A 13886-nucleotide genomic window follows, 5' to 3' on the forward strand; every position below is an offset into this window, starting at 1 on the left:
TGGTCTTTACCGGAGCATTGCCTCGGCTTTAACGGGGCAACTGGAAGCGGCCATCGGAGGTTTGCTCCGCAAGTCCGTCGTCAAGCAGGGAAAACAGTGCGCGGGAACGCTGATGCGCATCATCCCAGACCGCATCCAGAGTGGCCTGTTCGACGGGGGAGTCGGCGGCGCGGAGCACGTCGAGAAGCAAGCCCCGGACTTGACGGTCGGTGCCTTCGAACTTCTGCACACGCCGTTTAGCAGCGGCGATTTCGTGGTCTTCGGGTTCGGGGCGACCGGCGGCAATCCATGCGCAACTGGTGGCGATGGGGCAGACCTCGCACTCGGGTGTCGTTCGACAGACGGTAGCGCCGAGTTCCATGAGTGCGACGGAAGTCTCGGCCGCAGTCGTGGGGTCGAGTGGTAGGAACTCTTCGACGAGCGTCATGTCGGCGCGTTTGGCGATGCCGGGTAGGTACGTGCCCTGACGGTGTCGCCGGAGTACGCGGCGCACGTTGATGTCCACCACCGGCGTACGCACGCCAAAGGCAAACGCCGCTACTGCCCGAGCGGTGTAGTCTCCTACCCCCGGAAGGGCTAACAGTGTGTTCACGTCGCTTGGTACTTCGCCGTCGTGCTTTTCGACGATCTTTTCTGCGCATTCACGCAGCCGGAGTGCACGTCGGGGGTAGCCGAGTTTTCCCCACATACGTAGGACTTCATCCTTGGGCGCGACTGCCAAATCGGCTGGGGTGGGCCATTTTTCCAGCCAGGCGCGCCAGGAGGGGATGACGCGGGCGACGGGAGTCTGTTGACTCATCACTTCGCTGACGAGCACAGCCCATGGTGAAGTGCCTTCTTCGCGCCAGGGAAGTGGCCGCATGTTGGTGCGATACCAATCACGTAAGGCGGCATCGACGTGTTCGTCGAAGTCGTCGGATTGGTTAATTGCAGAGGTCAATCTACATTCTCGCTTTCCCATAAACAGCAGAGTCGTTGCACAATATAGCTATGAGCAATTCTGAGAGGACTCCTGAGAGTGTATGGCAATCGATGGTGCGCGGAAACCTCCGCTTCTGCGAGAGCAAGACTGCGCATCCTCGCCAGGACTTGGTTCGTCGTAAGCAGCTGACGCAGGGGCAGAAGCCGAAGGCCGTTGTGCTGGCTTGCTCGGATTCCCGCGCTCCGGTGGAGATTATTTTCGATCAGGGCTTGGGCGATGTATTTGTAATCCGTACTGCCGGTGAGATTACTGACCTGTCGGTGCTGGCTTCGCTGGAATTCGCAGTTGATGGTCTTGGAGTTCCGCTGGTGATTGTTCTCGGTCACGAGTCCTGCGGCGCTGTGGCTGCGGCGAAGAATGCACTGGATGGTGGCGAACTGCCGGGTGGTTTCCAGCGTGTGCTGATTGAAAAGGTCACCCCGTCGCTGCTGGCGGCTCGCAAGGATGGCGAGACTGAAATCGACGAATTTGAGCGTCGCCACGTGCGCGAGATTGTTAATCACATTATTGATCGCTCTCCGGAGATTTCGTCGCGACTGGAGACCGGCGAGGTAGGCGTTGTCGGTATGCGGTACCGCTTGGAGGACGGACGCGCTGAGACCGTCGTTACCCATGGAGTCAGCGAGAACCCGCTAACCTAAATGTGTGACCAATAAGCTGCCTCCAGAAATCTACCGGCGTCGGCGTATCGCCGCGGCGGTGTTGCTCGTTATCATCCTCGTTCTCCTGGGCTGGGGTATTTCCGCACTGGTAAACCGGGACAGCGAGGATTCTGAACCGGTGAATGTCACCAGGGATGACGGGAAAGAGGTGACTCCTCCGGAACAGCCCAAGGAACCTTACGCGCCTAAGTCTGACAAGGACTCGGAGAACGACAAGTCTGACAAGGACGCCAAGAAGGGCGACAAGGAAGGCGAAGACTCCGCGAAGGATGACGCTCAGGCGGCGCTTGCGAGCAAAAAGGACTGTACCCTTGCAGATCTGCAGGTGACGGCCACCTCGGATCAGCCGAACTACGGCGATGAGCAGCCGACTCTGGCGATTACCGTCCACAATCCCACCGGCGGTGAATGCCGCGTGAACCTTGATGAGCAGCAGTTGCGCTTCGAGGTGTACGACCTGGCAACGTATGAGCGAGTCTGGTCGGATGTGGATTGCAATGACTCCGAAGGCCACGGTGAACTGGTATTGGCACCGGGCGAGGAAGTCAACTATGCCGCCACCTGGTCGCGTCTGACCTCGGCGCCGAACAAGTGCTCCGAAGAAGACCGGGTCCCAGTTCCCTCCGGGTCGTACATCTTCTACGGCGTGATTGGTGACAACAACTCTGACGCCTACACGTTCAACATGCGCTAGCGCTTAGCTCCTAACCCAAGCTCAATGGCCTCGGCAACGGTGGCTGCTTCCAGCAGCTGCATCCCTGCCGGGCCTTTTGCGCCTCTGGGCACAATTGCCGTGTCGAAGCCCATTCGATGAGCTTCCTTAAGGCGCCACTCCAAATCGGTCACTCGCCGCACTTCGCCGGCCAACCCCAGTTCGCCGAGTGCAATGGTTTTGTCCTGGAAGGTCCGCTTAGTCATGGATGAGGCCAGTGCCAGCGCAATCGCCAGGTCCGCGGCAGGCTCCGACAGCGTCATTCCGCCGACGGTGGACACGTACATCTCCATGCGGGCCAACTGCTTGAAGTTACCGTGTTCAGTCAGCACGGCCGCGACCATCGGCACGCGCCTCGGGTCGAGACCAGAGACATTGCGTCGTGGATTATGTGCCTCGGTGTTGATTACCAGGCCCTGCACCTCCGCCAGCAGCGGTCTGCGGCCATCCATGGCCACGGTAATTGCAGTTCCCGAGGTCGGTGTTCGGTGATGCAAAAACAGCCCCGAGGGATCCTCAACTTCCGCAATACCGCCCGCGGTCTGCTCGAAGCAGCCCACCTCATCGGTGCTGCCGAAGCGGTTTTTCAGACCCCGCAAGAAGCGTAGCCCCGAGTGTCTATCGCCTTCGAAGTTGAGTACCACATCAACGAGGTGTTCCATCGTGCGCGGGCCGGCCACATTGCCGTCCTTGGTCACGTGCCCTACCAAGAAAATCGCAGTCCCGGTCTCCTTTGCCAACGCCGCCAGGGCAGAGGTTACGGCGCGGGCCTGAGCAACGCCACCGCGAGCACCTTCGACGTCGGCACGCATCGTCTGCACGGAGTCCACAATGAGCAGACCGGGGGAGAGCTCTAGCGTCAGATCGATGACGTCCTCGATATTCGACACCGCCGACAGGTACAGCGAGTCCGACAGCGCGCCAGTGCGCTCGGCACGCAGTCGCACCTGACCGACCGACTCCTCACCTGTGACGTAAAGTGTCGGCCCCAAATCGCCGTCCGCGCAGCGATAGGCCACTTCAAGCAGCAACGTCGACTTACCAACCCCCGGCTCGCCGGCCAAGAGCACCAACGAACCCGGCACAATACCCGAACCGAGCACCCGATCCAGCTCACCGATGCCCGTGCGCACCGCGTGCGCAGCTTTGGCGGAAATCCCGGTAATGGCCGTCAGCTCAGAAGAAGAAGTGGGGATTCGATCTGTTGCGGATGTCTCGGCGAGGAAACGTTCCTCCGCATCGTCGTCAAGCGCGCGCTGTGCTAAACGCTGGCTCTCAGCCGCGACGGAAGTGGAAGATGCTTTACGACGGTCACCTCGCGTGCCGGGCTCCGTTGTGGCAGCACTCCGGCGACGTTGCTTGGCTGCCCGGGTGGCGATTTTGTCCTCAAGGGTGGAGCCGGACTTCCCTCTGCTGGAGCGGATAGTGACCTTCTCCAGTGTGCCCCACTCTTTGCAGTTGGGACATTGACCAACCCATTTCGACACCTGCCAACCGCATGCCGAGCATTCGTAGGCTTCGTCTTTGGTCTTGGCCACGGTGCAACCGCCTTTGCTTCAAACGAGGGGGCGACAGACCCGACAACGTTTGGTGCGGGATGTGCGGGAAATGTCGCTAAAAAATTGCCCCAGATACGCGAGAACGGGCCAGGGCAGAGTCAATGACATGTGTCAAGGACTGACTGTACCGCCGTGGCCCGTATCAAGCGACCAATCGCCCATGCCCGCTCGATGAAGCTCCTCGCGTTATTTGCGGGACAGGACTGCGCTGTACCAGCGCTAATAGTGCGCTGCGCGTGAACAGCGCAGGAACCGCGCCGTGCTGCGCTTACTTGGATTCAATCATGCCGTCAGCACCGCGGTTCGGTGCGCCAGCTTCCAGAATGTCAGCGGAGATGGTGATGTCCAGGTCGTAGGTGTTGGTCTGGCCCTGTGGGTCAGTGAACTCGAAGGTGGCCTCGCGGTTCTGGCCGGCAGCGCTGCTCTTGTCGCCAACCAGGGTGCTCGGGTCCAGCTCATTGGTGTAGTACGCGATGCAGCCGGTGTTGTCCTTAGCGGTCTTAGCCAGCGGATCGATGACGGACTTCGGGCCGGCAACGATCTGGCACTCACGCGGTAGGGAGTTCTCGCCCTTGGCAGCCTTAGCGAAGGAAGGAGTCTCAGCGACCTTCTTCAGCTCAACCTCGCCGATACCTTCAACGGTGACGGACTTCAGCGTGTAGACTGACTCGGCAGCGCGCTGCTGGTTGCTGGCGGAGAACTTCAGACCAGCGGTACCAGCCTCCGGGTCAACCAGGATGTGAGCGTCGCGGATGTTGACGAAGCCAAGAGCCGAGTTGGTGTTCTCAGCACCCTTGCCGGCAGCATCTTCGCCGCCGTTCATCGCACCGTCGACAGCCGGGTGCTGATTTGCGGTCTGCGAAATCTGACCGGCGCCACAAGCAGCAAGTGCAACTGCAGATGCTGCGGAGACGGTGACGAGGGCGCTGCGGCGAAGTACGGACTTGAAGGCCATGACTAGATTTCCTCCAGTAGCTTGAGGATGGGCGATAGGATTTTCAGTATTTAAAGAACACCTTAGTGTCTTCCTAAGATGTTCTCATACTACCCGTAAAATCATGGGGGGACATGATAGGGTGGAAGGCCGTTGGAAAGGGCGTGTGCATTACATGGAATTCAGCATTGGCGATACCGTAGTTTATCCGCACCACGGAGCTGCGAAAATCGAAAACATCATTGAACGAGAGCTTAACGGTGAGACCGTTCAGTACCTCGTACTGCAAATTCTGCAGAGTGATCTGAATATCCAGGTTCCCGCCAAGAATGCCGAGTTGGTTGGCGTCCGCGACGTTGTCGGTGAAGAGGGGCTGCTAAAGGTCTTCTCCGTTCTGCGTGAGACCGATGTGGAAGAGGCCGGCAACTGGTCCCGCCGCTACAAGGCCAACCAGGAACGACTGGGTTCGGGCGATATTAACAAGGTCGCTGAGGTAGTCCGTGACCTGTGGCGCCGCGATCAGGACCGCGGTCTGTCCGCCGGTGAAAAGCGTATGTTGAGCAAGGCTCGCCAGGTTCTCGTCGGTGAGCTCGCGCTTGCCGACGGCGTTGATGAGGCCAAGGTCGAGGAAGTCTTTGCCCGCGTCGATGCCACTATCGAACGTCACCGCACACTGGCACAGGAAGGTGCCGCTGGTGAGAAGAAGGATGAAGCCGACGATAAGCCGGTGGACCTGGACGCAGACGCATAAGTCGTTTCCCTTCCCCGGTTCCTTCCAGTAGGGATTTTCTGCACTTTTCCGGTTAACGGCTAGCGCACACACATTGCCCGTGTGCGCTAGCCGTTTTCTCTTTTTCACCCGTATCTATTTCCCCGCTATGCTCGGGGCTGTGACTTTTCAAATCTTCGATACCGCAACCCGCCAACTGAAGGATTTTGAGCCTCTCCGCGAGGGGCATGCCTCCATTTACCTGTGCGGTGCGACCCCGCAGGCTCAGCCGCACATTGGCCATGTTCGTTCCGGCGTGGCCTTTGATATCTTGCGCCGTTGGTTGATTGCCAAGGGGTATGACGTCGCGTTTGTGCGTAACGTCACCGATATCGATGACAAGATCTTGAATAAGGCCGCCGAGCACGGCCGCCCTTGGTGGGAGTGGGTCTCCCGCTTTGAGCGCGAATTTACCTGGGCCTACAACCAGCTCGGCGTTCTTCCGCCGAGCGTTGAGCCGCGCGCTACCGGACATGTCACTCAGATGGTGGAGTACATGCAGCGTCTGATGGATAACGGCTTCGCCTACGCTGTCGATGGCAGCGTCTATTTCGACGTGGACGCCTGGTCCAAGGCTGAAGGCAGCGACTACGGTAGCCTGTCCGGCAACCGCGTTGAGGAGATGGAGCAGGGCGAGACCAATACTCCGGGCAAGCGTGGCGCGCACGATTTTGCGCTGTGGAAGGCCGCCAAGCCGGGCGAGCCCTCCTGGCCGACGCCGTGGGGCAATGGGCGTCCGGGCTGGCACCTGGAGTGCTCGGCCATGGCCACCTACTACTTGGGTTCGGAGTTCGACATCCACTGTGGCGGTCTCGACCTGCAGTTCCCGCATCATGAAAACGAGATTGCGCAGTCGCACGCAGCTGGCGACGGCTTTGCCCGCTACTGGATGCACAATCACTGGGTCACCATGTCCGGTGAAAAGATGTCGAAGTCGCTCGGCAACGTTTTGTCTGTGCCGCACATTTTGACCATGGTTCGTCCGGTTGAGCTGCGTTACTACCTCGGCAGTGCGCACTACCGCTCCGTGCTGGAGTACTCCGAGGAGGCTCTGCAGGAAGCGGCAGCGGGCTACCGTCGTATCGAGGCGTTTATGCACCGTGCCGTCGATAAGCTCGGCGATATCGAAATCGGTGAGTGGACGCCGGCGTTCGAAGCAGCGCTCGACGACGACCTCGCTGTCCCGCGCGCGCTCGCAGAAATCCACAACGCTGTTCGTGGAGGCAATCAGGCGCTTGCCGACGGCGACGAGACCAAGGCCAAGGAGATTGCCGGTGCTGTCCGCGCTATGGCCGCAGTCCTTGGATTCGATCCGCTGAATGAGCAGTGGGCAACCTCCGATTCCGGTTCTGATGCAGCAATGCATGCGCTCGGTGTGCTGGTTGAGCACCAGTTGGAGGAACGCACCCGGGCTCGTGCAGAGAAGGACTGGGCTACGGCTGATGCTGTGCGCGACCGCCTGAAGGAAGCGGGTATCGAGGTAACTGATACCGCGGATGGTCCAGCATGGTCTGTCGCTGACTAGGGCTGAAAAGCTGGCTTTAGGCTAAAGAAAACTATTAACAACAGGAAGCAGGTAGCTATGGCAGGCAACGGTCGTCGTGGTGCAGTGCGCAAGGCAAGCAAGAAGAACGTTGGCGGCTCCGGTGGCCAAAAGCGTGGCTTGCGTGGCAAGGGGCCGACCCCGAAAGCAGAGGACCGCGTTTATCACGCAGCTCATAAGCGGGCGAAAGAGAAGCGCCGCCGTGACTCGGGGCGTCATGAGCGCAAGGGGGATGGCACCGAGCTGGTAGTTGGCCGTAACCCGGTCGTGGAGTGCCTGCATGCAAAGGTGCCAGCGGCCGCGCTGATTGTGGCGCTGGGTACCGACAATGACGAGCGCCTGCAGGAGTCAGTGCGTATTGCTAACTCCCGTGGTATCCCGATTCGCGAGGTACCCCGCCACGAGTTGGACACCATGACCGGCAACACCATGCACCAGGGTATCGGCCTGCAGATTCCGCCGTACAAGTACGCATCTGTCGAAGATCTGATTGATTCTGTGGCCAAGACCGGTGAGCCGGGCCTTATCGTCTGCCTGGATAACATCACTGATCCGCGTAACCTGGGTGCGGTCATTCGCTCGGTGGCGGCCTTTGGTGGTCACGGTGTGGTGATTCCGGAGCGTCGCTCGGCTGCCATTACGGGCGTCGCCTGGCGTACCTCTGCTGGTACTGCTGCGCGTCTGCCGGTTGCGCGGGCGACCAACATGGTGCGCTCGCTCAAGCAGTTCCAGAAGGCTGGTTACCAGGTCGTTGGACTGGATGCCGGTGGCGATCACACTCTGGACACTTACGACGGCACCACCCCGGTGGTTGTGGTCGTCGGCTCCGAGGGCAAGGGACTTTCGCGCCTGGTGCGCGATACCTGTGACACCATCATGTCCATTCCGATGACCGGTTGGGTTGAGTCGCTCAACGCTTCCGTTGCTGCCGGCGTGACTCTGAGTGAGTTTGCCCGCCAGCGCCGGGCAAAGAGTAGCCAGTAGCGCATTTGATACCCCCGTAGGCACCATTACCAATTCGTCATAGTAATGGCGTTTACGTGGGGTATTTTGCGTTCTAAATGGCGGCCGGTACTTATGGCTACCCCCAGTAGTTCAGCGCTTTAAAGATAATTCTATTTCCGGCGTGCGCTGCAGAAATGACGGCGTTATTATCACTTCCAACAGAAAATTATCCGTAGTTTCCTGAAGGGGAGGGCGGGCAAATCATGCTCCTAGAAATGGGGGCGTAATTGGCCGTAATTTAGGGATGCTCACGGACCTAGCGGTGGCTTGTACAGCTAGCTTTTGGGTCACTGAGATGTCAGACCACGACATCCTCAGCGTTAGTTTTTCTGTCTGCCGGGTCACCCCATTTCGGCAGCCTCGCAGTCTTAAAAAGAGCGGGGGTATTGGAGTCTGCTTTTAGAGAATCCAGTAAAAATACGGGCAGCCCCTCGGTGGCGAGAGGGGAGGTGGACGCACCTTCTCCGCAATCGTCACTCGAGGAGCTGCCCGATGTTTTTGTTGTTTTAAAAGCCACTCCGAAAAGCGTATGTGTCTATTTGCTCCACTTGGCAGCCTGAACGTCGTCACGCGTTGCCTTACGCGACTGCACCGTTCCGATGGCGTAGCAGGTCAGGTAGATGACGAACGCGATTGTTGTCACTAGAACGCTGACCGGGATGCCCGGTGCGAGCGAGAGGACGATGCCGCCGACAGCCGCGACCTCGGCGAAGATGGTCGACAGGATGATGGCCTTCACCGGCGAGGCAGTGACGAATGCGGCCGCGGCACCCGGGGTGATAATCAGGGCGATGACGAGCAGGGAGCCGACAATTTGCACGCCCTGGGCGGCGACGAGACCGGTGAGAATCGCGAAGTAGATCGATAGCGCCTTGACGTTGACACCACAGGCGGCGGCCATGATGGGGTCAGCGGAGGCGAATAGCAGCGGCCGCCATTTCCAGGCAACGCCGCCGACGACGATGACCGCGACGATGGCCATCGTCCATAGAGAAGTGTCAGTCAGACCAATGATCTGGCCGGTGAGAAGTGAAAACGCGGTACTTGTCCGGCCAGGGTAGAGGTGGATAAACAGCACCGATAAGCCCATGCCGAAGCTCAAAACCACGCCCACAACCGCATCTTGGCGCCCTCGAAGCGACAGTGCTGCCAGGACTATTGCGATGAGCACCGAGCCGATAATGGCGCCGCTGCTGACACTGACACCCAGTAATAGAGCCGCGGATGCGCCCATGAGTGCCAGCTCACTGGTGCCGTGGACCGTGAAGCTCATCTGCCGCATGACAATCAGGGGCGAGATGATGCCGGAAATTAGCCCAAGCAGTGCTGCTGCAATGAGGGCATTGTGGACGAATCCGACCTGGAGTAGGGCGGCGGTGTCGGAGAAATACTGAGCCAGTAGGGTCATTAGGCGATAACCAACTTTCCCTCGACACGGGCAACCACAATTTTGGTTTGGTAGAGCTCCGAGAGCGTCTCTGAGGTGATAATTTCCTCGACCGATCCGACCGCATGTCCATGCGGCGTCAGGTAGAGCACCCGGTCACAGACGCCCAGGATGGGGTTGATGTCGTGGGTGACAAAGACGACTGCCGTGTCATTTTCCCGGCGATGCCGGTCCAGGCGCTTGACCGTGGTTCGTTGTGCCGCAGGGTCGAGGGAGAGCAGAGGCTCGTCGCAAAGCAAAAAATCCGGCGCCGAAACGAGCGCCTGTGCCTGACGGACAAGCTGCTGCTGACCGCCAGAGAGCGTGCCGACACGACGGTCCGCAATACCCGTTGCGCCGACAAACTCCAGCATCTGGTCGGTGGCGGAGCGGTTCTTGCCGGCCGCCAGCTCGACGAGGTCGCGAACCCGAATGGGCAGCGAGGGCTCGAACATCCGCTGCTGCGGAATGTAGCCCAGGTTTCCGTCGACTTTTACTGAACCGTGAGTCAGCCGTCGCATGCCAAGGGCGGTGGTCAGCAGCGTGGATTTGCCGACGCCGTTCGGACCCAGGATGGCCAAGAACTCGCCGGGCTCGATATCCAAATTCAGACCGGACCACAGCGGTTCGACGGCTGCGTCAGTAAAAGTCAGTGAGGGCAAAGTTATGCGGACTCCATATCGGAAAGGGTTTGCTTGTAGAGGTCAAAGAACGACTGGTCAGTGCTGGGTGACTCAAAAACATCGACGATTTTAACGCCCTTTGCTTTGGCTGCCTCGACGAGTCGCTGCGAGACCTGGTCGTGGGTCTGTGGCGAGTCGATGAGGTAGTCCAGCTCGCCGGACTCGATCAGCTTGAGCATTTCATTGACATCGCTTGCCGACGGCTCGGACTCATTCAGCGTGGACTGACGGTAGCCCTTCGGGGTGATGTCCTTGATCTTCGTGTCCTTCAGGATGTCATCGGCCAGCGGGTGAACCTGAGCAACCTTAGCGGCCTTGAGCTTGCTCTTGGCCTCTTCGATGTCCTTGATTTCCTTGTCGACAGCCTTGGTGTCGGCCTTGGCGCCCATCTTGGTCAGAGCTTCGGCGAGCTGCTCTGCAGTTTCTTCAACCGCATCGGTGTCGTACCAGACGTGCTCGTTGGCCTCGCCATCGTGGTGGTGCTCGTGGCCTTCGTGGTCGCCATGGTCGTGGTCGTGGCCGTCGTGGTCATGGCCTTCGTGGTCGTGATCGTGGCCCTCGTGATCATGGTCATGTTCATGGTCATGGCCCTCGTGATCGTGATCGTGATTGTGGCCCTCTTCCTGCGGCAGCGCAGAGATGATGACCTTATCCTTTGCGTCACGCAGAGAGGAGGTCAGCCATGCGTCGTAATGCCCGCCACCTGCGACGAGAATATCGGCGTCCTCTACCTTTGCCATGTCGGTTGCGGCCGGTTCGTAGGAGTGAGGATCGATGTCGTTGGACGCGATAATCGGGTCGATGGCGACCTTCTCGTCGTCGGTGACTGCGTCGGCGACGTCCGCCCAGACCTTGGTGGAGGTGACCACCTTAATGGTGTCTTCGGACTTGTCCGCGGACGTAGCGCTGTCATCATTGCTGGAGCATGCGCCGAGACCTGCGACGAGGCCGGCGCTGGCGACTAGCGCCGCGATGCGCGTGGAAAAGCGTGCCTTCATATATGTATCCAATCCTGTTGCGGGCTGAATTATTTCCTCTATTCAGCTCCTGAGTATTAACCGCTATTGAAAACAGTTGTCTTTTAGTTCAAAGAATATAGTAGGGGCTGCGGAGACCCAGTCACAAGGCGGATCGCTGCCGGAGTGGCAGAAATGACAGTCGCGCACATTCGTTGGGTAAAGTTGTCCGCGATTAGATGCGTGTAATGCTCGTTGCAGTTCTTTTCCATAAAACTGAGGTTTTCTACCTGAGGTAGATGAGTGAAGATAGCTGAGCGCGCAGTCACTGTTGGTTTTTCAAGAAGGGTCGGTATTCCGTGCAAAGTCGGCGTCGTCGTGGCACCTTGGCTTCCATCGCAGCAGAACTTGGGGTCTCGCGCACGACTGTGTCCAATGCTTACAACCGCCCTGACCAGCTCTCAGAGAAGTTGCGCGAGCACATCCTGGAAACGGCGGAGAGGCTTGGTTATCCGGGGCCGGACCCAATGGCTCGGGGTCTGCGCATGCGCCGGGTTGGCGCCATCGGCGTGCTGTTCACCGAGCACCTCCCATTCGCTTTTGAAGACCCTGCGTCGGTGGATTTTCTCGCCGGCCTTGCAGAAGAGCTCGGCGAAATGGGCGACTCCATGTTGGTCATCCCAGCTTCCTCCGAGGAGGGCGGGGACGTAGATCTCAATCTGATTCGGCAGGCGGTGGTCGACGGCTTCGTGGTCTACTCCGTCGCGGACAACGATCCGTTCCTCGCTGCGGTGCGCGCTCGCGGCTTGCCGACGGTCGTGTGCGACCAGCCTGCAGATGCGGCGGCTCTACCGTTTGTGGGCATCGACGACCGTGAGGCCATCAAGCCCGCGGTGCGGCACCTGACTGAGTTGGGGCATAGGAAGGTGGGAATCCTTTCGGTGCGCTTGTCGCGTACCCCGAACTCGGGATATGTTACGGAGAAGCGACTGGCAGAAGCTCATCACCAGGTGCAGAAGAATCGTGTCGAAGGTGCGCTGGAAGCGCTTGCCGAGGCCGGTATTCAGCAGGCAGATGTGCCCATCATCGAGCGTCACCTCAATGACCGCGAGAACAACCGCGATGCGGCTCGCCAGCTGCTGACCGACAACCCAGATCTCACGGCGGTGGTCTGCACTACCGATACTCAGGCAATTGCGGTCTTGGAATATGCCAAGGAGAACGGAATTCGTGTTCCGGAGGATCTGTCCATCACCGGCTTTGACGGAATTGAGCGCGCCCTCTTCCACAACCTGACCACCGTGATTCAGCCGAATAGGCAGAAGGGCATTGCCGTCGGCCGCGCGCTGGCCGAGGAGCTTGAGGCCGCACACGAGGACAGCGGTCGCGCTCCGCGCGTCTTGCTAGAGACTGAGTTTGTCGTTGGAGCGACAACTGCAGCGCCGTCGGTACCGTCAGCCGGGTAGCGGGCACGAGGGTAACAACATCGTGGCGCTATCGGAGGTTCCTGGGGTGGTAAACCCCACCTCGTCTTTACTGTGTTCGGATTCAGATTAAGGTCTATTACATGACAGATTCAACAAATTCGAGCACCGACCGATCAGCTGCGGCTCTCAATAGTCCGGAAGCTACCCGCGACGACCATGTCGAACTTGGTGGCCCCGTCGAATTGGATGAAATGTCTATCCGTGGCGCGATGAGTGAGTTCACCACTGGCGTGACCATTATCGCCACCGAGGATGAAGGCGAGGCGTACGGTTTTGCCTGCCAGTCTTTTTCCTCTCTCAGCCTCACTCCACCGATGGTTCTGTTTACTGTCATGAAGACCTCGCGGTCGTGGCCGCACATACGGAACGCTGGACGTTTCTCCGTCAACGTGTTGGCTGAGGATCAGGAGGATATCTCGGCAGCCTTCGGTCGCAGTAATGGAGAAAAGTTCAAGACGGGGAAGTGGACCCGCTCTGAGCTGGGCAACCCTTTACTGCACGGCTGCTCCGTGTGGATTGATTGCACCGTCGTCGATGTTTACGAAGGCGGCGATCACTGGATTGTGACGGCGGATATTGTGGCTATCGGCAAGCGTGAAGAAATCAATCCGCTCATTTACCACCGCGGTTCTTACGCACGGGTTTCTCACCCCGGCATCGATGCGCCTGTTGATCAAAAGTGGCGTCAGCGCCCCTCGGTGTAACCCGAGGTTGTCGCAGTCCAGCCACGGCGATCCTCGCCTGGCTTGGTGTCTTTCATCTCTCGCATGCGCAGACCGTTGTTGTCCTGCTTGTAGGTGAATTCGCCCGCAACAATTTTGTGGAAGCGCTCCGAATAGGTCTGCGCCTGGTCTGAGCAGTCCAAACTGCGAGTCTGCTCCGGGGCGCCGAATTCGACCGCCTCGCCCTTCCACTGCAGCGAACCAGAGCCGTTGCCACAGGAATCAGCGAAAGTATATGTTGTCTGCCCCAGCGTAATAGTCGGTGCCTGCGTTCCGTCCGGCACACCGTGGGGCAGGTTTGGGTCATCAAAAATCGCGGTTATCTGCCACTGCTTGCCGACGATCTCCGCTGCCGGCTTTGCCTGGCATGCGGTAGCCGTCATGGACACCGCCGCAACGACAGCTACTGTGGCAACCGCCTTTTTCCCGCTCCGCCCCATGCTGCG

14 protein-coding genes are annotated in these 13886 nt (G+C 59.2%); 7 read left to right on the forward strand and 7 right to left on the reverse strand.

Annotated elements, in window-relative coordinates; genetic code table 11:
* Nucleotides 1-28 precede the first annotated feature (28 nt).
* Complete coding sequence (locus tag I6J19_RS04450) at nucleotides 29-961, reverse strand: HhH-GPD family protein (protein ID WP_052155543.1); 933 nt, start codon at nucleotides 959-961, stop codon at nucleotides 29-31.
* Nucleotides 962-990: 29 nt separating this feature from the next.
* Between I6J19_RS04450 and I6J19_RS04455 the strand changes: the two genes are divergently transcribed.
* Both I6J19_RS04455 and I6J19_RS04460 read left to right on the forward strand, forming a co-directional pair.
* Nucleotides 991-1623 (forward strand): carbonic anhydrase, encoded by a 633-nt coding sequence (locus I6J19_RS04455; RefSeq protein WP_038626595.1) that lies wholly within the window; start codon nucleotides 991-993, stop codon nucleotides 1621-1623.
* Nucleotides 1624-1627: 4 nt separating this feature from the next.
* Entirely contained in the window at nucleotides 1628-2338 is a 711-nt protein-coding gene (locus I6J19_RS04460) for a hypothetical protein (RefSeq protein ID WP_038626593.1), read from the forward strand.
* Here I6J19_RS04460 and radA read toward each other — a convergent pair.
* Nucleotides 2335-3894: a DNA repair protein RadA gene (gene radA / locus I6J19_RS04465; RefSeq protein ID WP_049180934.1), complete on the reverse strand. Its 1560-nt coding sequence runs from the start codon at nucleotides 3892-3894 to the stop codon at nucleotides 2335-2337. The genes I6J19_RS04460 and radA overlap by 4 nt on opposite strands.
* 289 nt (nucleotides 3895-4183) lie before the next feature.
* The gene (locus tag I6J19_RS04470) at nucleotides 4184-4870 is read right to left on the reverse strand and encodes a hypothetical protein (RefSeq protein WP_038626588.1); all 687 of its coding nucleotides are present in this window, start codon (nucleotides 4868-4870) and stop codon (nucleotides 4184-4186) included.
* Nucleotides 4871-5024: 154 nt separating this feature from the next.
* Between I6J19_RS04470 and I6J19_RS04475 the strand changes: the two genes are divergently transcribed.
* The 3 genes from I6J19_RS04475 to rlmB all read left to right on the forward strand — a co-directional run bounded on the left by I6J19_RS04475 (nucleotide 5025) and on the right by rlmB (nucleotide 8145).
* Complete coding sequence (locus tag I6J19_RS04475; protein ID WP_038626586.1) at nucleotides 5025-5600, forward strand: CarD family transcriptional regulator; 576 nt, start codon at nucleotides 5025-5027, stop codon at nucleotides 5598-5600.
* A gap of 139 nt (nucleotides 5601-5739) precedes the next feature.
* Nucleotides 5740-7143: a cysteine--tRNA ligase gene (cysS, locus tag I6J19_RS04480; protein ID WP_038629169.1), complete on the forward strand. Its 1404-nt coding sequence runs from the start codon at nucleotides 5740-5742 to the stop codon at nucleotides 7141-7143.
* 57 nt (nucleotides 7144-7200) lie between these two features.
* Nucleotides 7201-8145, forward strand: a complete 945-nt coding sequence (gene rlmB, locus I6J19_RS04485; protein WP_038626584.1) for a 23S rRNA (guanosine(2251)-2'-O)-methyltransferase RlmB — start codon at nucleotides 7201-7203, stop codon at nucleotides 8143-8145.
* 556 nt (nucleotides 8146-8701) lie between these two features.
* On the opposite strand, the gene I6J19_RS04490 is transcribed toward rlmB, so the two are convergent.
* The 3 genes from I6J19_RS04490 to I6J19_RS04500 are packed head-to-tail and all read right to left on the reverse strand — an operon-like array spanning nucleotide 8702 to nucleotide 11273.
* A complete protein-coding gene (locus I6J19_RS04490; RefSeq protein ID WP_038626582.1) occupies nucleotides 8702-9574 on the reverse strand; it encodes a metal ABC transporter permease in 873 nt (290 codons plus the stop codon).
* Complete coding sequence (locus I6J19_RS04495) at nucleotides 9574-10254, reverse strand: metal ABC transporter ATP-binding protein (protein ID WP_049180933.1); 681 nt, start codon at nucleotides 10252-10254, stop codon at nucleotides 9574-9576. Before I6J19_RS04495 ends, I6J19_RS04490 begins: the two co-directional genes overlap by 1 nt.
* Nucleotides 10255-10256: 2 nt before the next feature.
* The gene (locus I6J19_RS04500; protein WP_038626580.1) at nucleotides 10257-11273 is read right to left on the reverse strand and encodes a metal ABC transporter solute-binding protein, Zn/Mn family; all 1017 of its coding nucleotides are present in this window, start codon (nucleotides 11271-11273) and stop codon (nucleotides 10257-10259) included.
* 317 nt (nucleotides 11274-11590) lie between these two features.
* Between I6J19_RS04500 and I6J19_RS04505 the strand changes: the two genes are divergently transcribed.
* Together I6J19_RS04505 and I6J19_RS04510 are read left to right on the forward strand one after the other, a co-directional pair.
* Nucleotides 11591-12697 (forward strand): LacI family DNA-binding transcriptional regulator, encoded by a 1107-nt coding sequence (locus I6J19_RS04505; protein ID WP_038626578.1) that lies wholly within the window; start codon nucleotides 11591-11593, stop codon nucleotides 12695-12697.
* Nucleotides 12698-12798: 101 nt separating this feature from the next.
* The gene (locus tag I6J19_RS04510) at nucleotides 12799-13422 is read left to right on the forward strand and encodes a flavin reductase family protein (protein ID WP_038626576.1); all 624 of its coding nucleotides are present in this window, start codon (nucleotides 12799-12801) and stop codon (nucleotides 13420-13422) included.
* Here I6J19_RS04510 and I6J19_RS04515 read toward each other — a convergent pair.
* Nucleotides 13404-13880: an META domain-containing protein gene (locus I6J19_RS04515; protein WP_038626574.1), complete on the reverse strand. Its 477-nt coding sequence runs from the start codon at nucleotides 13878-13880 to the stop codon at nucleotides 13404-13406. The two genes, I6J19_RS04510 and I6J19_RS04515, sit on opposite strands and share 19 nt — an antisense overlap.
* Between the last annotated feature and the right edge of the window lie 6 nt (nucleotides 13881-13886).

This window comes from Corynebacterium amycolatum (genome assembly GCF_016889425.1).
GTDB lineage: Bacteria > Actinomycetota > Actinomycetes > Mycobacteriales > Mycobacteriaceae > Corynebacterium > Corynebacterium amycolatum.